General features: G+C 42.1%; 23 protein-coding genes. 15 read left to right on the forward strand and 8 right to left on the reverse strand.

The features are described from left to right. Window positions 1-306 precede the first annotated feature (306 nt). From I1A42_RS01910 to I1A42_RS01920, 3 genes are all read left to right on the forward strand, one after another. Window positions 307-888 carry an LON peptidase substrate-binding domain-containing protein gene (locus tag I1A42_RS01910; RefSeq protein WP_196122507.1) on the forward strand — a complete coding sequence of 194 codons (582 nt, stop codon included), beginning with the start codon at window positions 307-309 and terminating at the stop codon, window positions 886-888. Between the two features lie 84 nt (window positions 889-972). After that, entirely contained in the window at window positions 973-1572 is a 600-nt protein-coding gene (locus I1A42_RS01915) for a sigma-70 family RNA polymerase sigma factor (protein WP_196122508.1), read from the forward strand. Next, on the forward strand, window positions 1569-2252 hold the full coding sequence (locus tag I1A42_RS01920) for a ChrR family anti-sigma-E factor (RefSeq protein WP_161153023.1): 684 nt from the start codon (window positions 1569-1571) through the stop codon (window positions 2250-2252). Before I1A42_RS01915 ends, I1A42_RS01920 begins: the two co-directional genes overlap by 4 nt. A gap of 61 nt (window positions 2253-2313) precedes the next feature. On the opposite strand, the gene I1A42_RS01925 is transcribed toward I1A42_RS01920, so the two are convergent. The 4 genes from I1A42_RS01925 to I1A42_RS01940 are packed head-to-tail and all read right to left on the reverse strand — an operon-like array spanning window position 2314 to window position 6015. Further along, window positions 2314-3672: an AmpG family muropeptide MFS transporter gene (locus I1A42_RS01925; RefSeq protein WP_161153022.1), complete on the reverse strand. Its 1359-nt coding sequence runs from the start codon at window positions 3670-3672 to the stop codon at window positions 2314-2316. Between the two features lie 49 nt (window positions 3673-3721). Beyond that, window positions 3722-4267, reverse strand: coding sequence for a peptidylprolyl isomerase (locus I1A42_RS01930; RefSeq protein ID WP_161153021.1), 546 nt, complete (start codon window positions 4265-4267; stop codon window positions 3722-3724). Continuing rightward, window positions 4260-4835, reverse strand: a complete 576-nt coding sequence (locus I1A42_RS01935; RefSeq protein ID WP_161153020.1) for a YajG family lipoprotein — start codon at window positions 4833-4835, stop codon at window positions 4260-4262. Before I1A42_RS01935 ends, I1A42_RS01930 begins: the two co-directional genes overlap by 8 nt. A 43-nt stretch (window positions 4836-4878) precedes the next feature. Further along, window positions 4879-6015: a methyltransferase gene (locus tag I1A42_RS01940; protein WP_196122509.1), complete on the reverse strand. Its 1137-nt coding sequence runs from the start codon at window positions 6013-6015 to the stop codon at window positions 4879-4881. A 159-nt stretch (window positions 6016-6174) separates the two neighbouring features. Here I1A42_RS01940 and I1A42_RS01945 point away from each other — a divergent pair, with 159 nt between their 5' ends. The 9 genes from I1A42_RS01945 to nqrM all read left to right on the forward strand — a co-directional run bounded on the left by I1A42_RS01945 (window position 6175) and on the right by nqrM (window position 14295). Further along, window positions 6175-6483 (forward strand): BolA family protein, encoded by a 309-nt coding sequence (locus tag I1A42_RS01945; RefSeq protein WP_161153018.1) that lies wholly within the window; start codon window positions 6175-6177, stop codon window positions 6481-6483. 503 nt (window positions 6484-6986) lie between these two features. Further along, window positions 6987-8327 carry a Na(+)-translocating NADH-quinone reductase subunit A gene (locus I1A42_RS01950; protein ID WP_161153017.1) on the forward strand — a complete coding sequence of 447 codons (1341 nt, stop codon included), beginning with the start codon at window positions 6987-6989 and terminating at the stop codon, window positions 8325-8327. A 4-nt stretch (window positions 8328-8331) separates the two neighbouring features. Then, a complete protein-coding gene (locus I1A42_RS01955; RefSeq protein ID WP_161153016.1) occupies window positions 8332-9582 on the forward strand; it encodes an NADH:ubiquinone reductase (Na(+)-transporting) subunit B in 1251 nt (416 codons plus the stop codon). Next, window positions 9569-10357 (forward strand): Na(+)-translocating NADH-quinone reductase subunit C, encoded by a 789-nt coding sequence (locus tag I1A42_RS01960; RefSeq protein ID WP_161153015.1) that lies wholly within the window; start codon window positions 9569-9571, stop codon window positions 10355-10357. Before I1A42_RS01955 ends, I1A42_RS01960 begins: the two co-directional genes overlap by 14 nt. Beyond that, window positions 10357-10989 (forward strand): NADH:ubiquinone reductase (Na(+)-transporting) subunit D, encoded by a 633-nt coding sequence (locus I1A42_RS01965; protein ID WP_161153014.1) that lies wholly within the window; start codon window positions 10357-10359, stop codon window positions 10987-10989. The genes I1A42_RS01960 and I1A42_RS01965 overlap by 1 nt, the downstream gene beginning before the upstream one ends. A 7-nt stretch (window positions 10990-10996) precedes the next feature. Then, window positions 10997-11593, forward strand: coding sequence for an NADH:ubiquinone reductase (Na(+)-transporting) subunit E (gene nqrE / locus I1A42_RS01970; RefSeq protein WP_161153013.1), 597 nt, complete (start codon window positions 10997-10999; stop codon window positions 11591-11593). A gap of 33 nt (window positions 11594-11626) precedes the next feature. Then, window positions 11627-12850, forward strand: coding sequence for an NADH:ubiquinone reductase (Na(+)-transporting) subunit F (nqrF, locus tag I1A42_RS01975; protein ID WP_196122510.1), 1224 nt, complete (start codon window positions 11627-11629; stop codon window positions 12848-12850). Between the two features lie 228 nt (window positions 12851-13078). Then, entirely contained in the window at window positions 13079-14047 is a 969-nt protein-coding gene (locus tag I1A42_RS01980) for an FAD:protein FMN transferase (RefSeq protein WP_408063523.1), read from the forward strand. 14 nt (window positions 14048-14061) lie between these two features. Further along, the gene (nqrM, locus tag I1A42_RS01985; protein ID WP_161153010.1) at window positions 14062-14295 is read left to right on the forward strand and encodes a (Na+)-NQR maturation NqrM; all 234 of its coding nucleotides are present in this window, start codon (window positions 14062-14064) and stop codon (window positions 14293-14295) included. 67 nt (window positions 14296-14362) lie between these two features. On the opposite strand, the gene I1A42_RS01990 is transcribed toward nqrM, so the two are convergent. Continuing rightward, window positions 14363-15589, reverse strand: coding sequence for a GGDEF domain-containing response regulator (locus I1A42_RS01990; protein ID WP_196122512.1), 1227 nt, complete (start codon window positions 15587-15589; stop codon window positions 14363-14365). A 349-nt stretch (window positions 15590-15938) separates the two neighbouring features. On the opposite strand from I1A42_RS01990, the gene dinB reads away from it, so the two are divergent. The 3 genes from dinB (at window position 15939) to I1A42_RS02005 (ending at window position 19434) form a co-directional block, all read left to right on the forward strand. Continuing rightward, complete coding sequence (dinB, locus tag I1A42_RS01995; protein ID WP_196123762.1) at window positions 15939-17006, forward strand: DNA polymerase IV; 1068 nt, start codon at window positions 15939-15941, stop codon at window positions 17004-17006. Between the two features lie 115 nt (window positions 17007-17121). Beyond that, a complete protein-coding gene (locus I1A42_RS02000; protein WP_196122515.1) occupies window positions 17122-17868 on the forward strand; it encodes a DUF2884 family protein in 747 nt (248 codons plus the stop codon). Window positions 17869-18078: 210 nt separating this feature from the next. Next, complete coding sequence (locus I1A42_RS02005) at window positions 18079-19434, forward strand: sodium-dependent transporter (RefSeq protein WP_196122516.1); 1356 nt, start codon at window positions 18079-18081, stop codon at window positions 19432-19434. Between the two features lie 61 nt (window positions 19435-19495). Here I1A42_RS02005 and I1A42_RS02010 read toward each other — a convergent pair whose 3' ends face one another. The 3 genes from I1A42_RS02010 to I1A42_RS02020 are packed head-to-tail and all read right to left on the reverse strand — an operon-like array spanning window position 19496 to window position 21901. Then, window positions 19496-20596, reverse strand: a complete 1101-nt coding sequence (locus I1A42_RS02010) for a succinylglutamate desuccinylase/aspartoacylase family protein (RefSeq protein WP_196122519.1) — start codon at window positions 20594-20596, stop codon at window positions 19496-19498. Beyond that, the gene (gene rimK, locus I1A42_RS02015; protein WP_161153005.1) at window positions 20556-21461 is read right to left on the reverse strand and encodes a 30S ribosomal protein S6--L-glutamate ligase; all 906 of its coding nucleotides are present in this window, start codon (window positions 21459-21461) and stop codon (window positions 20556-20558) included. The genes I1A42_RS02010 and rimK overlap by 41 nt, the downstream gene beginning before the upstream one ends. Continuing rightward, window positions 21461-21901: an ATP-dependent zinc protease family protein gene (locus I1A42_RS02020; RefSeq protein WP_161153004.1), complete on the reverse strand. Its 441-nt coding sequence runs from the start codon at window positions 21899-21901 to the stop codon at window positions 21461-21463. The genes rimK and I1A42_RS02020 overlap by 1 nt, the downstream gene beginning before the upstream one ends. Window positions 21902-21962 lie beyond the last annotated feature (61 nt).

Raw genomic sequence — 21962 nt, forward strand, 5'->3', positions numbered from 1 at the left:
GTTTGCTTTTTTTGATTCAGAAGTTCTATAACAACTGCGAGCTTCCATTTAAGGCGATAATAGCGATAAATATCTCAATTAAAAGAAGTAAATAATGTAAAGCTAATGAAAAATGGTGACCATTATCACATTAATAAAAATACCTACGGAACTTTATTTTATTTTCATATTATTGCATTTTTTATGTGATCTTAATCGTTTGTTTGGCGAGGTTCGTAACGGCTAAACGTTTGCTATCTTTTAAAGTGATCGAGAAAAAAAAGTGGTTCGTACAAAGTACGAATTAACTTGCGCAAGGAGCGGTTCGTGGAAGAGATAATGTTGTTCCCACTGGGTTCTATCGTGATGCCTGAAGGAAAGATGAAGCTAAGAATATTTGAGCCTAGATATCGACGTATGGTTGCTGAATGTTCGAAAGCGGATTCTGGTTTTGGGCTTTGTTTGTTCGATAGTAGTGGCAACCAACCTGCAAACCCACTTTCCAGTTATGGAACCTGGGTCAAAATAGTTGATTTTGAAACATTATCTGATGGCTTGCTCGGTATAACCGTTGTTGGTGTCAAGCGATTTTGCATTCATTCAGTGCGTTCCGAGTTTGATGGACTGAGAAAAGCAAAAGTTGAGTGGTTGCCTACTTGGTCTGTTCGTGAAATGAAAGATGATGAAATGTTTCTCGCACAGCGTTTGCAAAAAGTATACGAGCAATTTCCGCAGCTGGGCGATCTGTATACACACTGTTTTTACGATGATGCAAGTTGGGTTGCCCAGCGTTGGCTTGAACTTATGCCGCTGACTAATGAGCAATTCGATCAGCTTTCGCAACATTCAAATTGTGAAACAGCTATCTCTTATCTCGTCAACGCAAAAGAATTTTTCGATCACTCTTAATCTTGAGTGATCGAATACATGTGAGATACGTAGAAAGGTTAGTGAGCATAACTTAGGTGCTGGTGGACGATGGAAAGTAAGCCGATGCGACAGTCTGAAATATTGCTTTTAACTGCAAGTAAGTTTGAACGTGCTGATTGGACCGACTGTATGGAAAAAGTCAAACAGCGTGACAAACATGCTTTTGCTCTGATATTCAGTTATTTCTCACCTCGCCTTAAGCAATTTGTTTTTAAGCATATTGGTAACGAGCAAGCTTCTTTAGAGTTGGTGCAAGAAACGCTTGCAGTGGTTTGGCAAAAATCACACCTTTTTAATGGTGAAAAAAGTGGATTATCAACATGGATATTTACTATTGCTCGTAATCTTTGCTTTGACACGCTTCGGCGGCAGAAAGGCAAAGACGGATATTTACTTGCTGATGATATTTGGCCAGCCGATTTTTGTCCGCCAGATTTGGTTGAGCACTATGCGCCAGAGCATGAGATGTTGAAAGAGCAGGTAATTAAGTTTTTGGACCAGTTACCCGATGCGCAGCAAAAGGTGGTTAGGGCAATTTATTTAGACGAGCTCCCTCATCAACAAGTTGCTGACATGTATAACATTCCCTTAGGTACGGTAAAGTCTCGCTTGCGACTCGCCGTTGAAAAATTACGAATTTCTATTGATGCGGAGCATTTATGAGTCATCATCCTGAATCCAATTTGTTGGCAGCATACGCCGATGGAAGCATTGATTATCTGCATGGTATAGCGGTATCTGCTCACCTTGAGTTTTGTCCCCATTGTCGAGCGACAGTTCGCCAGTTCGAGCAGGTTTTGGGTGATCAATTATCATCAGAACAATCGTCAGAAATGATAGGCTGGGAGCCTGAGTTTGACGCGATGTTTGAAAATATTGTTGCTCTTCCTCAAGCACATCAAAATAGGCTTAGTGGACAAGCGGCTCGTAAGGCTTCATTTGTGAATATAGAAGGTCAAGTTATCCGAGTTCCTAGGGTACTGCAGCCTTTTGTTAAAAACATGAAGGATTGGCGCAGTTATGGCGGGCGAGTACTCAGTTTAGCGCTCGACAGTGATGAGGACGTTAGGCTCAATTTAATGTATATGAAACCCGGTGTGTCGGTCCCGCAGCATACGCACCGTGGCATAGAATCTACCCTTGTTTTACATGGTGGATTTAGTGATGAAGACGGGCATTATGAAGCAGGGGATTTTATGCAAAGAGATGCGTCAATCAAACACTCGCCGCAAACCTCAACTGATCAAGATTGCCTGTGTCTTACTGTATTGACTGATACCATGCTATTTACTCAAGGGGTTGCGCGATTGTTCAACCGTTTTGGTAAGGGGCTTTATCCTTAACCCACTTTGACGCCATTCATCATAGCGAAAGGAGGCAAAGCCTCCTTTCGTTGTTTGTGCCTTAATCTTGCCTATGTTTGGCTTGTTCGAGTAAATTATCGAAGTAGTGCCGAAGTGTGTAAAGCATGATTAAGCTTGGAATGACCATGATTGCTGTGAAGACAAAAAACAGCGACCAGTTATTTAAGTATTCCGCAAACTGACCACTAAATGATGAGAGCGTAGTACGACTAAAATTACCGAGTGAAGCAAGCAGAGCATATTGGGTTGCAGAGAACGCTTGACCTGTCAGTAAGGTAAGGAAAGAAACAAATGCCACTGTTGAAAAAGCGGTTGTGAAGTTGTCGGTAATCACTGTAGCCAAGAACAGGTGTTCATTTGGTCCAACTTGAGCAATCCAAGCAAACATCAGGTTACTGGCAGACATCGCTATTCCACCTATCATTAGCCCTTTTATGATACCAAATCGAACATTAATGACACTACCAAGCAAAGTGAAAACCGTAGTGGCTCCCCAACCGATGAGTTTTGAATAGTAGCCAATTTGCTCGTTGCTAAAGCCTATTTCTTTATAAAACGCGATAGACATTCGACCCAAGAATGCTTCGCCGATTTTAAATAAAAAGACAAACAATAGTAGGGTAATCGCAACGCGTACTCCATTCCGGCGGAAGAAATCTAAAAATGGCTCAACAATCGTCACTGTCAGCCACGTTTGTACCGTTCCATTATTAAATACTTTGTTGTAGCGCTCTTCGGCTAAATGCTGTAATTCATCACGATGTGTTTTAGGTTCTCCAACACATAATGTAAAGAACATCAGCAGAACCACAATGGCAGCCATACCATAAAATACTGTGTTCCAACCTTGGCTATCAGCATTGATGAAGGCGAGATAGCCGGGTAGAGAATAGCCAGTCCACCAGCCAATAACTGACATCGCTGAGGCTTGAGGCATCTTATCGGCTTCTGATTTAGAAAAACTATCGATACGAAAAGCATCAATGGCAATATCTTGAGTTGCAGAAGAGGTTGCGATAATTAATGCCAATAATGACGTTAGCCACAAATTTGTTGCCGGATGCATCCCAGCTAAAAATACGGTAGTAATGCAGATAATGAATTGACACAGAAAAATCCAGCTGCGTCGTTGTCCAAGTTTATTGCCAAGCAAAGGAAGTTTTACACGGTCAACTAATGGAGCCCAAAGAAAGTTAATGGCATAAACACCAAAAACACTGCCAAAATATCCGATTGCGGCAAGACTTAGCCCTGCATCTTTTAACCATCCGGACATGCTCGAGCCGATAAGTACCCAAGGGAACCCGCTTGAGCAACCGAGTAAGAAGACCCAAATTAAGCGAATGTCACGGTAACTTTGATAGGTTTGTCGCCAAGAGAGAGGTGAATTGGAGAACATGAAGGCTCCCTATGAGAAAGCTCCAACAGCATTGTTGGAGCTTTAGAGTTTATTTCACAAGACTAATGTGACGAATAATGATCGGTTTTTCTGGTACATTCTGCAGATAGCCCACATTATGCGTGGCTTCTTTTGCCATACTTTTTACCACATCAAAGCCTTTGACGACTTTACCAAACACGGCATAACCAGCTTGGCCAGCTCTTGCATTTAGAAAGCCGTTATTTACAAAGTTGATAAAAAATTGTCGAGTCGCTGAATCCGGTGCTTGAGTCCGAGCCATTGCAATGGTTGCTGTATCATTACGTAGGCCGTTGGTCGATTCATTTTTTATCGGCTTGTAGGTTTGTAATGGTTTTAAATCAGCATCAAAACCACCACCTTGCGCCATAAAGCCTGGAATTATACGGTGGAAAATACTGCCTTCGTAGCTGCCATCTTTGACATAACGAAGAAAGTTTTTCACAGTAATTGGCGCTTTATCTTGGTTGAGCTCTACGGTAAAAGAGCCCAAACTCGTGTCAACAACTACGGTAGGTGCCGCCCAAATTGAGGCACTAAAACACATGAATAGGGCGAAACACCATTTAGCCATGGAAACGTTCCTTCATGTAATTTTTCAGTTCAGAGTCGTTGGCAATTTCCTTCAACACGTTGTTTACCACATCATTTAACACCATTTGGATATCTTGAACCGATGCACTTAGAGCAGCAGTACGTTTCGCTGTACCTGTGTACGTTTTTACTAAGCGACCTTTAGGCGTTTCTGCGGTTAATTGGATAACCACTTTGGCATCCATTTGGTTTTCCATAATGGAATGTTTTACATTCACTAGTGCCTGTTCTACATCTACCGTTAGCGTATTCTCACTGTTAACCGTGATATTGAAGCCTTGAGAATTAAACTGTTCCGCTAGTGTATTTTCTAGTGCGATACGAACATTTTGACGAGCATGAACTGGTTCAATATGGTTACGACCGCTATCGACTAGGGCTACGTATTGAGCAGAGCGTACATCTTTGCTCGTTAGAGTAAATGATGCGTTATTAACGATGTCAGATTGGCTCAATACCGCTTTTGGCATAAAGTTAACCTGTTCTTGCTGAGGAGCAGCACAAGCGGTCAGTAAGGCGATAGACGCCGCGAGAACCAGTTTTTTCATGGTTAATTCCTTTCTTTGTTTGAGCATGATAATGCTATAGCCTTCACTTAGTAGCTTCTAAGATAACAAACTTTTTATTACCTGCGACAGTCTTGACGTTAGACTTGCCGAATAATCTACTTAACTTTATATCGTACCTTAGGTGTCGGTTGCCGATAACCAGTAATTTACCTTGCTTTTTCAGGACATGCTTAGCATCACAAAACATCTGCCAGGCGATGTGATCAGTGATAGCCTGTTGCTGATGGAATGGAGGGTTACACAGCACCATATCAGTACTTTGTCCTGCAATATTATCTAAGCAGTTGTTCGCCAAACATTCTATATCTCGCTGGTGAGCATGCTGCAAGTTAGATAGCAAGTTTTGTCGCGCCGATTCCACCGCCATAAAGCTCTCATCCACACAACGGATATTCGCTTGTGGGTTTAGTTGCCCCATTTTGACAGAGAGCACGCCGTTTCCGCAGCCTAAATCAGTAAAATGCTGGATGTTTGGATCCGCCGGTAAATGTTCTAACATAAACCGAGCACCCTGATCTAAATTTTCACCTGAATAAACATTAGGTAAGTTTTTTAGCATGATCGACTCATGTTCAATATTCCACTCTAAATAAGGTGGATGTTCAGCCGTTTTTTTAGTGTTTGGTTGGCTAAATACGAGACGATGTTTTTTCCATGCAAGAGATGTCGTTGTGGCACCAAACCATTGTTCAAACAATTTTAGCGTTGAATTATGAATGTCTTTTGCTTTGTTCACTGCAATCAAAGGAACATTAGAGCAAAGGGCAGTACGTAATTGGCTTAACTGCCATCCCAAGAACCGATTATTTCGAGGAATTTGCATAAGAACCATATCAACATCATTAGGTATATCATCAACGGAAGTGAGTAATGTCACTGTGGGGCAATGATTTTGTTCTAAATTATGCTTAATTCCTTGATGAGATATGAACGAATCACTGATGACTGTGACACGATGGTGTTGTGAAAACCAGCAACTCAGAGCTCCGAAATGATCATTAAGAATAAGAATATGCTTTTGGGGCGTGATTTCTTGTTCTTCAATATGATTAATTAAATATTCATCCCCAGCATCCCATGCTTGGAGCATCTCATTAGTACGGACAGGGTAACGGTGCAACGTTAGCGTTTTTTGATGTAGCGTTAGCTCAGTATTCATAGTTTTAATGGATTAACAGGCATTACCACTATTGTCGCAAATGGCAACTGAACTGCAAACCAAAACCTTTCTATTATTCTGCTTTGAGAGGTAAACTTAGTCGCTATATTATCCGTATAACCTATTTGTTGGACACCGAAAGGGCAACAAGGAAGCAGTATGATTCAAGAAGTGATCGAAACGAAGTTACACAATGCGCTACAGCCTGACTATCTCAGTGTGGAAAATGAAAGTTACATGCATAACGTTCCGCCAGGTTCTGAAAGTCATTTTAAAGTTGTAGTGGTTAGTAGCCAATTTGAAGGGCTCAAACTCATCGCTCGCCATCGTTTGGTGAATCAAACGTTGGCAGATGAACTGGGGACTCATATTCATGCGCTAGCCATTCATACCTATACACAAGACGAGTGGAAAGAGCGTACTTCTGGCAGTCCGGACAGCCCGTTGTGTATGGGTGGTGGTCATTAATTATTCGTTATGAGTGTGAAAAGGCAGCAAGGTGCCGTTTTTTGGACAATAATGTAACAGGATTTAAACAAATCGACGAAGCATAATTCATACTTATAATTGAAATGGTAAATATATTTACCATTCTCCTTATTCATGGTGTGGATAATTGTTACTGTGCAATATGTCAGGTAGCTACAAATTAATCCGATTAACCTTGAGATTAATCATGAAATTACTCTTTAATATCATGATTCATAATGGCATCGAGTTCGGAAAAAATGCTAAACTATGGCACCTAACGAACCTCATGTGAAAAATGTGATGGGGTTTTTAAAAGGATGTTGCGACTTTGGTGTTTAATAAAACGTCAAAGCTGACACAGCAAATGTCGTGTCAAAGAGGTACTCGAATCGTGGTTGTCTTTATATCTTAGCGATTTCAGGCAAGTCGGCGGTGATGTGTGCCTCAAATTTGCGCAATCAAAGAATCTTTTTCCCGATAAAAAAGTAGTGCAAGTGCGTATGATTACAATAAAAAAGGGTTTGGACCTTCCTATTTCTGGAACTCCTGCCCAGGTGATTAATGATGGTAAAACCATCAAAAAAGTCGCCTTGCTTGGCGAAGAGTATGTTGGCATGCGTCCAACAATGCATGTTCGTGTAGGTGATGTAGTGAAGAAAGCTCAAGTTCTTTTTGAAGATAAAAAGAACCCAGGAGTCAAATTTACTGCGCCAGCTGCAGGGACTGTCGTTGAAATCAACCGTGGTGCAAAACGTGTACTTCAATCTGTTGTGATTGAAGTTGCAGGTGATGACCAAGTGACTTTCAACAAGTTTGAAGCCAGCCAAATTGCAGGTATTGACCGTGAAGCGGTTAAAACTCAATTGGTGGATTCTGGCCTTTGGACTGCATTACGTACTCGTCCGTTTAGCAAGGTACCGGCAATCGATTCAAACACGAAAGCAATCTTTGTGACAGCAATGGATACGAATCCATTAGCGGCAGAGCCTAGTGTTGTTATCAACGAGCAATCTGAAGCATTTACTGCTGGTCTAGATGTGCTTTCTGCCCTTACCGAAGGTAAAGTGTACGTTTGTAAAAAAGGTACAAGTTTACCGCGTTCTACTCAGTCAAATGTTGAAGAACACGTTTTTGACGGCCCGCATCCAGCTGGTTTACCAGGCACTCACATGCATCACTTATTCCCAGTGAATGCTGACAATGTTGCTTGGCATATCAACTACCAAGACGTGATTACGTTCGGTAAGTTGTTCCTAACTGGTGAGCTTAATAATGAGCGTGTTATCTCTTTAGCAGGCCCAGTGGTTAATAATCCTCGTCTTATCCGTACCGTAATTGGTGCAAACCTTGATGATATCGTTGATAACGAAATCATGCAGGGTGAAGTTCGAGTGATCTCTGGTTCAGTACTATCTGGTACTCATGCTTCTGGTCCACACGCATACCTTGGCCGTTATCACTTACAAGTTTCTGTGTTGCGTGAAGGTCGTGATAAAGAGTTTCTTGGTTGGGCATTGCCTGGTAAGAATAAATTCTCAGTGACTCGTTCTTTCATTAGCCACTTATTCTCTGGTCAGTTGTTTAACATGACAACCACGACTGGTGGTAGTGAGCGTGCAATGGTGCCAATCGGCAATTACGAAAAAGTAATGCCGTTAGATATGGAGCCAACTTTGTTGCTTCGTGATCTATGTGCTGGCGACACCGATAGCGCAGCGCGCATGGGTGCTCTAGAGCTTGATGAAGAAGACCTAGCACTGTGTACCTTTGTATGTCCTGGTAAATACGAGTACGGCGCGTTACTTCGTGAGTGCCTGGATAAGATTGAGAAAGAAGGGTAATTTCATGGGCCTTAAAAAGTTTCTTGAAGATATCGAGCATCACTTTGAACCAGGTGGTAAGTATGAAATGTGGTTTGCGCTTTACGAAGCAGCAGCAACCATTTTTTACACTCCTGGTACAGTGACAAATAAAAGCTCGCACGTTCGTGATGCCGTTGATTTAAAACGTATCATGATCATGGTTTGGCTGGCTGTTTTCCCTGCGATGTTCTTTGGTATGTACAACGCGGGTGGTCAAGCTATTGCCGCTCTACACCACATGTATTCTGGTGAGCAATTCACTGCAATCGTTAACGGTAACTGGCATTACTGGTTCACCGAAATGATCGGTGGCACCATGGGTACTGATGCTGGTTGGGGCAGCAAAATGTTGCTGGGTGCCACTTACTTCCTACCTATTTACCTAACAGTCTTTATTGTTGGTGGTTTCTGGGAAGTGCTATTCTGTATGGTACGTAAGCACGAAGTGAACGAAGGTTTCTTTGTTACTTCAATTCTATTTGCTTTGATTGTTCCACCAACAATGCCTTTATGGCAGGCTGCACTAGGTATTACCTTTGGTGTGGTTGTGGCGAAAGAAGTGTTCGGCGGTACTGGTCGTAACTTCCTTAACCCTGCGTTGGCGGGCCGTGCATTCCTATTCTTCGCTTACCCAGCTAGCATTTCTGGTGACGTAGTTTGGACTGCAGCAGATGGTTTCTCTGGTGCGACTGCTCTTAGCCAATGGGCTCAAGGTCATACCGGTTCTCACCTAATTAATGCAGCAACAGGCCAAACAATCACTTGGATGGACGCCTTCCTTGGTAATATTCCAGGTTCAATCGGTGAAACATCAACGTTAGCATTGCTAATTGGTGCAGCATTCATCGTTTACATGGGTATTGCATCATGGCGCATCATTGGTGGTGTTATGATCGGTATGATCGCACTATCAACTCTGTTCAATGTTATTGGTTCTGATACTAACCCAATGTTCGGCATGCCTTGGCACTGGCATCTAGTTTTAGGTGGCTTCGCATTTGGTATGTTCTTCATGGCGACAGATCCTGTATCTGCTTCATTTACTAATAAAGGTAAATGGGCATACGGCATTCTGATCGGGGTAATGTGTGTCTTGGTTCGTGTAGTAAACCCTGCATATCCAGAAGGCATGATGTTAGCGATTCTATTCTCTAACCTATTTGCTCCTCTGTTCGACCATTTCGTTGTAGAAAAAAATATCAAGCGGAGACTAGCGCGCTATGGCAAGCAATAACGATAGCATTAAGAAAACGCTGTTAGTCGTTATCGTGTTGAGCCTAGTGTGCTCAATCATCGTATCGGTAGCGGCAGTCGGTTTACGCGATAAGCAAGAACTGAATGCAGCGTTAGATAAACAAAGCAAAATTTTGGACGTATCAGGTGTTGATATGAGCAAAGGTTCTATTCAAGAACTTTACTCTCAATATATCGTGCCAAAAGTTTTGGACTTCAATACTGGTAAATTGTCAGATAAAACCGCAGACGGTGTTCCTGCTTCTCAGTACAACCAACGTGCAGCAGCGAACAATCCTAAGCAGTCAATCAAACTACCAACAGATAAAGATCCAGGTAAAATCATTCGTCGTGCTAACTACGGCCTTGTATACCTAGTGAAAGGCGATAACGGGTTCACTCGTATGATCCTTCCGATTCACGGTAATGGTCTATGGTCTATGATGTATGCATTTGTTGCTGTTGAAATGGATGCGGACACAGTAGATGGCATTATTTACTACGAACAAGGTGAAACTCCAGGATTGGGTGGTGAAGTTGAAAACCCACAATGGCGTGCACAATTCGTTGGTAAAAAATTGTTTGATGAAAATGGCAAACCGGCAATTCGTATCGTGAAAGGTGGTGCTCCTAAAGGCTCTACTCACGGTGTTGATGCGCTTTCAGGTGCAACACTGACAAGTAATGGTGTTCAACGCCAATTCAACTTCTGGTTAGGTGACATGGGCTACGGTCCTTTCCTAGCGAGCGTTCGTCGTGACGGAGGTATAAACTAATGTCTAGTGCGAAAAGTCTAAAAAACAGTTTGTTAGAGCCTGTATTGGACAACAACCCTATCGCACTTCAGGTGCTGGGTGTGTGTTCTGCTCTTGCTGTGACGACTAAACTAGAAACAGCATTTGTTATGACTATTGCGGTTATGGTAGTAACTGCTTTTTCAAACTTTTTTGTTTCTTTAATCCGTAACCACATTCCAGGTAGTGTACGTATCATCGTTCAGATGGCTATTATCGCTTCTTTGGTTATCGTGGTAGACCAAGTGCTGCGAGCTTTTGTTTATGATGTATCAAAACAGCTTTCAGTATTCGTTGGTCTTATCATTACAAACTGTATTGTAATGGGCCGTGCTGAAGCATTTGCTATGAAATCGGCACCAATCCCATCATTCATTGATGGTATTGCAAACGGTCTAGGTTACGGTTTTGTTCTGATTGTTGTTGGTTTCTTCCGTGAACTTCTAGGTTCAGGCAAAATCTTTGGTCTTGAAGTGTTGCCTTTAGTTAAAGATGGTGGTTGGTACGAGCCAAACGGTCTAATGCTGTTAGCTCCATCTGCTTTCTTCCTAATCGGCTTCTTGATTTGGGCGATTCGTACACTCAAACCTGAACAAGTAGAAGCGAAGGAGTAAGGTAGTCATGGAACATTATATTAGTCTACTCGTTAGATCGATCTTTATCGAAAACATGGCGCTGTCTTTCTTCTTAGGTATGTGTACATTCCTTGCCGTATCTAAGAAAGTTAAGACATCATTTGGTCTAGGTATCGCTGTAACAGTGGTTCTGACTATCTCTGTGCCAGTGAACAACTTAGTGTACAACCTGCTATTAAAACCAGGTGCATTAGGTGAAGGCATTGATCTAAGTTTCCTTAACTTTATTACTTTCATCGGTGTTATTGCGGCATTGGTACAGATTCTAGAAATGATTCTGGACCGTTTCTTCCCACCTTTGTACAACGCGCTAGGTATCTTCCTACCGCTAATCACAGTTAACTGTGCGATCTTTGGTGGCGTATCTTTCATGGTACAACGTGATTACAACTTCGGTGAATCGGTTGTTTACGGCTTCGGTTCAGGTGTGGGCTGGATGTTAGCAATCGTTGCTCTTGCAGGTATCCGTGAGAAAATGAAGTACTCTGATGTACCTCCTGGTTTACGTGGTCTAGGTATTACGTTCATCACTGCGGGTCTGATGGCGATTGGCTTTATGTCTTTCTCTGGTGTTCAACTGTAAGTCGGGTAAACCGCAACAATTAAGGAATAGTCAATGGACATTATTCTTGGTGTAGTGATGTTTACCCTGATTGTTCTAGTATTAGTGTTAGTGATTCTATTCGCTAAATCTAAGCTAGTTCCAACGGGTGACATTACAATCTCTATCAATGGCGACCCTGAGAAAGGGTTCGTGACTCAGCCAGGTGGTAAGCTACTGTCTGCACTTGCTGGTGCAGGTGTTTTTGTATCTTCTGCTTGTGGTGGCGGTGGTTCTTGTGGCCAGTGTCGTGTAAAAGTAAAATCTGGTGGTGGCGACATTCTACCTACCGAGCTTGACCATATTACTAAAGGTGAAGCGCGTGAAGGTGAACGTCTTTCATGTCAAGTTGCTGTGAAAACAGACATGGAAATTGAATTGCCAGAAGAAATCTTTGGTGTGAAAAAATGGGAATGTACTGTTATCTCTAACGATAACAAAGCAACCTTCATCAAAGAGCTTAAACTGCAAATTCCTGATGGTGAATCTGTACCGTTCCGTGCAGGTGGTTACATTCAGATTGAAGCACCAGCTCACCACGTGAAATACTCAGACTACGATGTACCTGAGAAATTCCGTGAAGACTGGGACAAATTCAATCTGTTCCGCTACGAGTCTAAAGTGGATGAACCAATTATCCGTGCATACTCTATGGCGAACTACCCAGAAGAACACGGCATCATCATGCTGAACGTACGTATTGCGACTCCGCCGCCAAACAACCCAGACGTACCACCGGGTCAAATGTCTTCTTACATTTGGTCACTTAAAGAAGGTGATAAATGTACGATTTCTGGTCCATTTGGTGAGTTCTTCGCGAAAGAGACTGACGCTGAAATGGTATTTATCGGTGGTGGTGCAGGTATGGCTCCTATGCGTTCACATATCTTCGACCAGCTAAAACGTCTAGATACTAAACGTAAGATTTCGTTCTGGTACGGTGCTCGTTCTACTCGTGAAATGTTCTACGTTGAAGATTTTGATCAACTAGCTGCTGAACACGACAACTTCACATGGCATGTTGCGCTGTCTGATCCTCTTCCAGAAGATAACTGGGATGGTTACACAGGCTTCATCCATAACGTTGTGTACGAAAACTACCTACGTGATCATGATGCACCAGAAGATTGTGAATTCTACATGTGTGGTCCACCGATCATGAACGCATCGGTAATCAACATGCTTCACAACCTAGGTGTTGAAGACGAAAACATTCTATTGGATGACTTTGGTGGTTAATCACCAAATAGTCTAAAGTGTTTATGGCTGACTCAACTGAGTCAGCCATTCTTTGTTTGGGTCGGCAAAACAAAGAGTCAAACGTCAACATATGAAAAAGTCGGTCTTTTTCCTATATTGATGTTGAAATTATCAGGCTCACGCCTGACAAAGATTAACATCACTACACAAAATAGGTGTGGTGTAACATTGAAAGCGTTCTTATGTGCTTGTTGGTTATTTCTATTGATGGGGTGTTCTCCATCGGTCGAGCAGCAACATTTAAGTGGTCCCACAATGGGAACTCGGTTCAATATAAAGTATGTGACGAATGAGTTAGCACCTGATGCAGAGCAAGTGCAAAGTGAGATTGGAGCAATCTTGCAGCAAGTGAATGATCAGATGTCGACGTATTTACCTGAATCGGAACTCAGTCGTTTCAATCGTTTTCAGAGCAATACCCCGTTTGGTATATCTCCGGATACGGCAACGGTGTTGGCTGAAGCTATTCGTTTACATTCATTGACCCTGGGGAAACTCGATGTCACAGTAGGACCGCTGGTTAACTTATGGGGGTTTGGTCCCAATGGACGTCCTAATAAGATTCCTAGCGAGCAAGCTTTGCAACAGGGTAAACAGAGAGTAGGCATACAGCATCTTAAGCTTGATGGGTTATTTGTTACCAAAGATATGGCTAACCTTTATGTTGACTTATCGACGTTAGCGAAAGGGTTTGCGGCTGATAAAGTGGCAAAGTACCTCGAAGATAACCATATAGATAATTATATGGTTGAGATCGGTGGTGAGATAAAGGTTAAAGGCCATAGGCTTGATAATACCAAATGGCGTATCGCATTAGAAAAGCCAATTGCTGAGCAGCGGTTGGTGCAACATGTGATTTCACCCGGTGAAATGGCAATCGCCACTTCCGGTGATTATCGCAACTATTTTGAGCAAGAGGGTCGGCGTTATTCGCATATTATCGATCCAGATACGGGTAAGCCGATAGATAACCGTGTGGTGTCGGTAACCGTAATCCATCCATCGTGTATGACGGCTGATGGATTAGCAACAGGACTAATGGTGCTTGGTGATAAAAAAGGAATGCAGGTCGCTGAGCAGAATCAGATCGCGGTGCTGATGATAGTCAAAACTGACGAAGGATTTAAAGAACTAGTTTCAGAAAGGTTTCATCCTTATTTGAAACAGCAAGAATAGAGTGAGCAGATTGTATGAATACATTCCTTATTACGTTCGCTGTTTTTGTCTGTGTGATTGCAGCAATGGCAGTAGGCTATATTTTTCAAAGAAAAGTCGTGCGTGGTAGTTGTGGCGGCTTAGGTGCAGTGGGTATTGAAAAAGTGTGTAACTGCCCGGAACCTTGTGATGCGCGTAAACGTCGTGAAGCTAAAGCGGCAAAACGTGCCGCTATGATTGCAGAATGGGAAAAAGACCGAATCGCATAATTTGGGATAAGATGTTGGTATTTATTTTATAAATACCAACGTGAACATGGGTGTAGCAGACTATCTATCATTGATAAATGAGCTGATTACGCCCACTATTTTTTGCCTGATAGAGTCTGTCGTCTGCAATATTAATTAACTGTTCTACCATTCTCTTTTTCTCGCCTTTGACCGCCCCAATACTCATAGTTATCCGGATAGAATCTTCATTAAATGGGATAGAGGTATTTTCTACACGATGACGCATATTCTCTAATCGATTGATAAAAGATTGATATTCACCGCAAAACTGAATGCAAAACTCTTCGCCACCAAATCGTGCTACCACCGCATCAGCAAAATAGAGTCTAAGGATATGCGCAATAGAGGTGAGTACTTTATCACCGCCATCATGGCCATAGGTGTCATTAACTTTCTTAAAGTAATCGATATCCATCATTGCAATGTGTCTTTGATAACTATCACTCGTGTTTTCATCCTGACTGAAGAAATAGCGACGATTCCACAATCCGGTCAAAGCATCTTCATTGGCCAATCTATAGAGTTCTGAGGTCGCTTCTTTCATATCGAGTAGTTGATGTACTCGGCAATAAAACTCTTCTTGATTAAACGGTTTAACCAAAAAGTCATTGGCGCCAGCTTTAAGAAAACGAGCTGTCATCGTTTTATCGTCTGAACTCGACACACCCAGGATCGCTAATTCGTTTTTACTGTATTTCATTCGAATTTCACGAATCATTTCAATGCCGTCCATATTGGGCATGTCATGATCGGTAATGATAATACTGATGTCTGGATTGTCTTGTAGCTTTTGTAAAGCATCTTTCCCATCGATAGCTAAGGTGGTGTGGAGGTATTGATGTTCGAGCAATTGAGAAACATGACGGCGCACGGTCTTTGAGTCGTCGACAACGAGAGCGTGATGCTGTTTGTTGTTCAGCAAGCGCTTCATCATTGGAATCAGATAAGAAACAGAGCTCATGCTATCTTTTAAAATGTAGTCTAAAACGCCTTTTGCGATAAAACGTTCACGAATAACATCATTAAAGGTAGCGGTGAGAACCACCACTTTTTGTTTCGCATCAAGAACTAAGTCTATTGCTTCTCCGTCTTGAGCGTCAGGTAAGCAATAATCTAAGATGGTGCAGAAAAAATCACGTTCTTGCGCCAAAATTGTTTTTGTTTCGGCTAAAGATTCAGAGCAAATCACTTCGTAGCCTAAGTTGGTTAATTGATTCTGTAAGTAGTTGCGAAATGCGCGGCTATCTTCAACAACCAATACTTTGTTATCCAACGAGATATCCTTTCATGTTCAATTGTTTTTAGGAGTTACATTGCTTCGCGAATATCAGGCAGGCATGGTATCAATCATAATATTGTGTTCATACCCAGTAACCTCAGAATGCTACATCTTGAGGTCATTTGGAGAGTCAGCCGCCTGAGTTTTGCGTACAGCACTTAGTTTGAGACTTTTTAAGCATAGAAATGACAAAAGAAAATTGCGAAAAATAATTGTTAATCCGAATACTAAAACAGTTTAATTCCTAGTAAGTGTGGACTCAGCTTTCTTTTCATCATCGATTGTGCAAAAATCTCATCTACACTGTTTTTATATACAGCATTGAGGGTTGGCTGTGGAAAATATATCACAACAACGGAAAATCATTCATATTGATATGGACTGTTTTTACGCCGCCGTTGAGATGAGAGATAACCCTCAATACAGAGGTCGACCTCTTGCTGTTGGTGGTAACCAGAAGCAGAGAGGCGTACTGAGTACTTGTAACTATGAGGCGCGACAATACGGTTTACATTCTGCAATGCCAACAGCGCAAGCTTTTAAGCTTTGCCCGCATCTATTGTTGGTGCCGGGACGTATGTCTGTTTATAAAGATGTATCTCGACAGATCCATACGATTTTTCACCGATATACCCACATTATTGAACCTCTTTCTTTAGATGAAGCCTATTTAGATGTGTCCAATACAACGTTGTGTCATGGAAGTGCCACCCTTATTGCTGAAGCTATTCGCCGTGATATTTGGCAAGAATTACACTTAACAGCATCTGCTGGAGTGGCTCCTATCAAGTTTCTGGCTAAGGTTGCGTCCGATATGAACAAACCTAATGGGCAATTCGTTATTCCGCCTGATAAAGTGCAAGCGGTCGTTGATAAATTACCGTTAGAAAAAATCCCAGGGGTTGGAAAAGTAAGCTTAGAAAAATTGCATCGTGCTGGTTTTTATCTGTGTGAGGATATTAAAAATAGTGATTATAGAGGTTTACTGATTAAGTTTGGCCGGTTAGGGGCTTCTCTATGGAAGAAGAGCCATGGGGTCGATGCGCGAGATATTGTGGTTGAGCGGGAGCGTAAATCGGTTGGTGTTGAGCGTACGTTTAGTGAAAATATTTCCAGTTATGAGGAATGTTGGCAGGTTATTGAACAGAAATTATTTCCAGAACTTGACCAACGACTCACCAAAGCTTCTCCAGAACGAGCCATCATAAAGCAGGGTATAAAGGTGAAGTTTGCTGATTTTCAACTGACGACCATTGAACATATTCATCACCAACTTGAACTGGATGACTTTAAAGGGTTACTTAGTGATGTGCTTAAGCGCCAGCAAGGTCGTGAAATTCGTTTATTGGGGTTATCAGTGATGTTAAAACCAGAACTTCCCGCAGAGCAGCTAAGCTTTTTTGATATTTAACTATTTTGTTACTTAGGTATTTGACACCGCCGTATTTTGATGTGACTTGGGTATAAAAGCAAAGTTCGGTACACTACTCGAGCAAAGAATTTAATCGGTTAAACGAGAGATGATAATGAAAAAAGTATTACTATTTTTTACGGCTTTCATGGCCAGTTCTTCAGTATGGGCAGCTCAGTGTCGTGTTGACGTGAAAAATGAAATTCATCTCGATGGTTCTAAAGTTGAAATTCACCGAGCCGATGGCCAAGTTGCTAAATTGCAGCCGGACAATAATGTGGTTATTGATGGCAAAAAGGTTAACTTAAACGACGAGCAAAAATCTCAAGTCGGACAATTTCGTCAAAGTTTGAATCAAAGTGTACCTAAGGTACAAAAGATGATTAGCGATGGGCTAACTTTAGCTGATGGCATTATTGATGATGTCGCTACTAGCTTAAAGGCTCCTCATGCTTTTGATAATTTGAAGCAGAGTGTTAAGGCATACAGCGACAAAATCCAGAGTCGGTATTATAAAAACGGCGAGTTTGTCTTTCCGGCCAGTTCTTTTGATAACATGCAGAAGCAATGGACAGAAGAGTTTAAAAAAGCACAGACACTCTTCAGCAGCCAGTTTTTAACTAGTGCATTTAATACGGTCGCGACAAGTATGAAGCAAGATGGTGGTTTTAATCTGACTCAGTTAAACAACACCATGGAAGAATTGAAGAAAAAAATGACGAAACAGCTAAATGATCACAAGCAAGAAGTTGAGAAAAAGCGTGATGAGCTGTGTGACTCGGTTGATGACATGGTTGAACAAGAGCAATCACTGCATAAAAAGATTCCTGAGTTGAAAGATTACCAAGTATTTACCATATAACCCCATATGTCCTCTCACAGAATCGATGAGATACCCTACTAAGGTAGGGTATTTTTTTGCTTAAAATACAAATCTTAAATTTGGTTTATTATTAGAGTTTAATGTTATAAAAATCATATTTATCTGGTTATATATGTTTTTAAAGTTTGCATGAGTAGTTATTTTAATTTATTGTACTAGCCAACTAGTTCATTGGTATTGTGAGTAAGCATGACACAGGCAAATTCCCGCGAAACATTCGGCTCTCGACTTGGCTTTATTTTAGCTGCAGCAGGTGCTGCTGTCGGGCTTGGTAATATTTGGGGGTTTCCAACTCAGGCCGCCACTAATGGTGGTGGGGCATTTCTATTGGTTTATCTTGTTTTGATCTTGGTCGTTGCTTATCCCATGTTGGTTGTTGAAATGGCGATAGGTCGGTATGGACAAGCAAACCCGGTTGATAGCATGCGCGCTTTAACCAGTGATAAAAAGACTAAACGCTTGGGGGCAACCGTTGGATGGGTAGGTTTAAGTGTGCCCAGTGCTGTGCTTGCATTTTATAGTATTGTGGGTGGCTGGATTATCTGCTATATGCTCGGTGCAATGACCGATATCTTAGGCTGGGAAGCGGCCACTACATGGCTTAAAGGATTTAGTGTTGAGCGTAATCTGTTGGGAACGATCGTATTTTATATTTTTACTATTCTGATCGTTCAAGGTGGCGTAAAACAAGGTATAGAAAAATGGTCAACTCGACTGATGCCGGCACTCTTTGTTCTCTTTGTCGTGTTGTTTGTTTATATCATGATGCAGCAAGGGGCTGTAGAAGGTCTGCGCCATTATTTGATTCCTGATTTTAATAAGATTTGGGATAAAAAATTAATCCTAGCGGCAATGGGACAGGGATTTTTCTCTCTAACCATTGGCGGATGCTCAATGCTAATTTATGGTTCATACCTCAGCAAGAAAGAAAACCTACCTAAAATGGCGATGAATGTGACGTTGGTTGATACTGCTGTGGCGTTTATTGCTGGTCTGGTTGTATTACCTGCGATGTTTGTTGCCATGCATAAAGGCGTACAAATTTATGCGCCAGATGGTTCTTTGTTGAGTTCAGATACTTTGGTATTTCGAGTACTACCTATGATGTTTGATAGTTTAGGGTTACTTGGGCAGCTATTTGCTGTGGTGTTTTTCTTACTCTTAACTATTGCAGCACTGACATCGTCTATCTCAATGTTAGAGTGTCCGGTTGCTCTTGTGGGAGAGCGTTTTCACACTAAACGCACGCCAACCAGTTGGATTCTAGGCGGGATTATAGCGATTTTTAGTGTCGTGATTGTTTATCACTTTGCAGACCTGTTTGGTTTAGTGGCAACGGTTGCTACTCAATATCTACAACCTTTTACAGCGTTATTGTTCTGTCTGTTTGGTGGCTGGGTATGGAATCGAAACACGAAGTTGAAAGAGCTTGAGCAAGGCTTTACAGAATTTCGTCAGTCAACGTTTGGAAAAATCTGGCCTTGGTATGTGCGATTTGTTTGTCCGTTAATGGTGATAGCAATTATTTGGGCTTCATTTAACTGAGTCGAAGATACCGTGCCCCATAGAGTTGGGGCACTGAGCCTAGTGACTTAAAAATCAGGCATTAACTGCCTAGCTGTAAGTGTCCTGTTGTAAGGGGCTCTAAATCCATGTCGCTAATATCTTCGATAAAATCTTCCACCAACTGCTCAACTTTGTCGTCATCTTGAGAGAAGTTCGCAATATTAAAAATGGCATCCCCTTCGTTAACCAGTGGTAAAGTTTGTTGGCCAATAATAATGCCACCTTTACTGGCTTTAAGTTCAACTTTAGCTTTACCCAGTGGTGCATTGACGTAAGCAAGAATTTGCCCTTTTTCAACTTTATCACCTAACTGAACGACGGTTCGTACAATGCCGTCGGATTCCGCTCTGGTCCAACTGGTCGATTTAGCTATGAAAGTTTCTGGTGTTTTTCGGCGACTTTTTCGTAACATACCAATTTCTTGCATGGTACGTTTAATGCCCATCACGCCAGCATGAATAGCCAAGGGATCAAAGCGCAGAGCTTCACCTGCTTCGTAAGTGAGAACATTAATCCCACATTTTTCCGCTTCGCTACGCAATGAGCCTCCACGTAATGGAGAATCTATGGTTACTGGCGTTCCGAAAGCTTTAGCAATTCTTAACGTTTCTGGACTGCTTAGGTCGGCACGAATTTGAGGCAGATTAGTACGGTGAATCGCACCAGTGTGAAGATCAATAATATATTGGCATTGAGTGACGACTTGAGAAAAGAACGTATACGCCATACGGGAGGCAAGTGAGCCTTTATCGCTGCCAGGAAAGCAGCGGTTAAGATCTCGGCGGTCAGGCAGATAGCGAGATTTGTGAATAAATCCAAATACATTCACTATAGGAACAGCAATGAGTGTTCCTTTCAATTTGTTTTCATCAATGCTGTTTACCAGTTGACGAACAATTTCTACACCATTGAGTTCATCGCCATGAATGGCGGCATTCACCATCATCACTGGGCCTTTTTGTGCCCCATTGATGACTTCGATTGGAATAGAAAGTGGTGAGTGAGTATAAAGTTTTGCTCCCTCAAGCTCTATTACCATTCGACTAGCTGGGGGAACGGATTCCCCCAAAAGTTGATATGCGGTATTTTTGTGCCTTATCTTAGCCTTTTCCACGTGTCTTGGTTCCTTTTTTCGCTGCATTCTTTTCAATGAATTCAATGATCATCCCAGCAATGTCTTTGCCAGTTGCAGCTTCTATTCCTTCAAGGCCAGGTGATGAGTTTACTTCCATCACCAGTGGGCCGCGAGCTGAACGGAGTAAGTCAACACCAGCCACATTCAGTCCCATCACTCTTGCCGCTTCAACTGCGGTTTTTCTCTCTTGTGGTGTGATTTTGATGAGAGAAGCACTTCCGCCGCGGTGTAAGTTAGAACGAAATTCGCCTTCGGCACCTTGGCGTTTCATTGATGCAATGACTTTATCACCTATAACAAAGCAGCGAATATCAGCTCCGCCAGCTTCTTTAATGTATTCTTGCACCATGATATTGGCTTTTAAACCCATAAAGGCTTCGATAACACTTTCGGCAGCCGTGCGAGTTTCAGCCAGTACGACACCGATACCTTGAGTTCCCTCAAGTAGCTTGATCACCACTGGAGCGCCGCCAACCATGTCTAATAGATCTTTCACATCATCGGGTTTGCTGGCAAAACCAGTGATCGGCATACCGATACCTTTACGTGATAATAGTTGCATTGAGCGTAGTTTGTCACGTGAACGGCTAATCGCCACTGATTCATTAACTGGGTAAACACCCATCATTTCAAACTGGCGCAACACCGCAGTGCCGTAAAATGTGACTGATGAACCAATACGTGGAATCACAGCATCGATATCAGACAATTGTTCACCCTTACAGTGAATTTCTGGCTGCTCGGAATTGATATTCATATAACAACGCAGCGCATCAATGACTTTTACTTCATGGCCACGCTGTTTGCTCGCTTCAATCAAACGTTTAGTGGAATAAAGCGAAGCGTTACGCGATAGAATACCAATTTTCATTATTTTGTTTCCTTAAATGGAATTAAAAAAGACGCGACGGGATCGACAGTGATGCGATGATGCATAGAGGTTCGTCCCAAGAGCATACGAAATGCCATATTTTCTCGGTTGGTGAGAGTGATTTCAGCTTCCCAACGTTGCTGGCCTAATTCAATGGTCGCGACAATAACATAACGTTTTTCTTCATGGCCGCCAGAATCACGAACAACGCGTTCATCTACGACCGGCGCTTCACATTCCACAACCAAAGAGTCGTCACGCTGAATAGGATGCATCGAAAAGCGTACCCAAGGTTGTTCATCGCGGGTAAAAGGTTCGACTTTAAAAGCATGTAAACAAGACGTTTTTGCTCCGGTATCGATTTTTGCATTGATTTTTTCAATGCCTAAACTGGGTAGGCTTAAGGTTTCTCGCCATCCAACCATCATTTTTTCTGTCATTGCCATGTCTTTTCTACTTAAAGGACTATTTGTTTTCATTACTAAAATGTAGCGTAACGTG

Source organism: Vibrio nitrifigilis, from assembly GCF_015686695.1.
Taxonomy (GTDB): Bacteria; Pseudomonadota; Gammaproteobacteria; order Enterobacterales; family Vibrionaceae; genus Vibrio; species Vibrio nitrifigilis.

Bases quoted from the DNA above. Each gene is read 5' to 3' on its own strand.
- I1A42_RS01915 (WP_196122508.1), top strand. From the start codon at position 973: ATGCGACAGTCTGAAATATTGCTTTTAACTGCAAGTAAGTTTGAACGT.
- I1A42_RS01920 (WP_161153023.1), top strand. From the start codon at position 1,569: ATGAGTCATCATCCTGAATCCAATTTGTTGGCAGCATACGCCGATGGA.
- I1A42_RS01925 (WP_161153022.1), bottom strand. From the start codon at position 3,672: ATGTTCTCCAATTCACCTCTCTCTTGGCGACAAACCTATCAAAGTTAC.
- I1A42_RS01930 (WP_161153021.1), bottom strand. From the start codon at position 4,267: ATGGCTAAATGGTGTTTCGCCCTATTCATGTGTTTTAGTGCCTCAATT.
- I1A42_RS01935 (WP_161153020.1), bottom strand. From the start codon at position 4,835: ATGAAAAAACTGGTTCTCGCGGCGTCTATCGCCTTACTGACCGCTTGT.
- I1A42_RS01940 (WP_196122509.1), bottom strand. From the start codon at position 6,015: ATGAATACTGAGCTAACGCTACATCAAAAAACGCTAACGTTGCACCGT.
- I1A42_RS01945 (WP_161153018.1), top strand. From the start codon at position 6,175: ATGATTCAAGAAGTGATCGAAACGAAGTTACACAATGCGCTACAGCCT.
- I1A42_RS01950 (WP_161153017.1), top strand. From the start codon at position 6,987: ATGATTACAATAAAAAAGGGTTTGGACCTTCCTATTTCTGGAACTCCT.
- I1A42_RS01955 (WP_161153016.1), top strand. From the start codon at position 8,332: ATGGGCCTTAAAAAGTTTCTTGAAGATATCGAGCATCACTTTGAACCA.
- I1A42_RS01960 (WP_161153015.1), top strand. From the start codon at position 9,569: ATGGCAAGCAATAACGATAGCATTAAGAAAACGCTGTTAGTCGTTATC.
- I1A42_RS01965 (WP_161153014.1), top strand. From the start codon at position 10,357: ATGTCTAGTGCGAAAAGTCTAAAAAACAGTTTGTTAGAGCCTGTATTG.
- nqrE (WP_161153013.1), top strand. From the start codon at position 10,997: ATGGAACATTATATTAGTCTACTCGTTAGATCGATCTTTATCGAAAAC.
- nqrF (WP_196122510.1), top strand. From the start codon at position 11,627: ATGGACATTATTCTTGGTGTAGTGATGTTTACCCTGATTGTTCTAGTA.
- I1A42_RS01980 (WP_408063523.1), top strand. From the start codon at position 13,079: ATGGGGTGTTCTCCATCGGTCGAGCAGCAACATTTAAGTGGTCCCACA.
- nqrM (WP_161153010.1), top strand. From the start codon at position 14,062: ATGAATACATTCCTTATTACGTTCGCTGTTTTTGTCTGTGTGATTGCA.
- I1A42_RS02000 (WP_196122515.1), top strand. From the start codon at position 17,122: ATGAAAAAAGTATTACTATTTTTTACGGCTTTCATGGCCAGTTCTTCA.
- I1A42_RS02005 (WP_196122516.1), top strand. From the start codon at position 18,079: ATGACACAGGCAAATTCCCGCGAAACATTCGGCTCTCGACTTGGCTTT.
- I1A42_RS02010 (WP_196122519.1), bottom strand. From the start codon at position 20,596: ATGCAGCGAAAAAAGGAACCAAGACACGTGGAAAAGGCTAAGATAAGG.
- rimK (WP_161153005.1), bottom strand. From the start codon at position 21,461: ATGAAAATTGGTATTCTATCGCGTAACGCTTCGCTTTATTCCACTAAA.
- I1A42_RS02020 (WP_161153004.1), bottom strand. From the start codon at position 21,901: ATGACAGAAAAAATGATGGTTGGATGGCGAGAAACCTTAAGCCTACCC.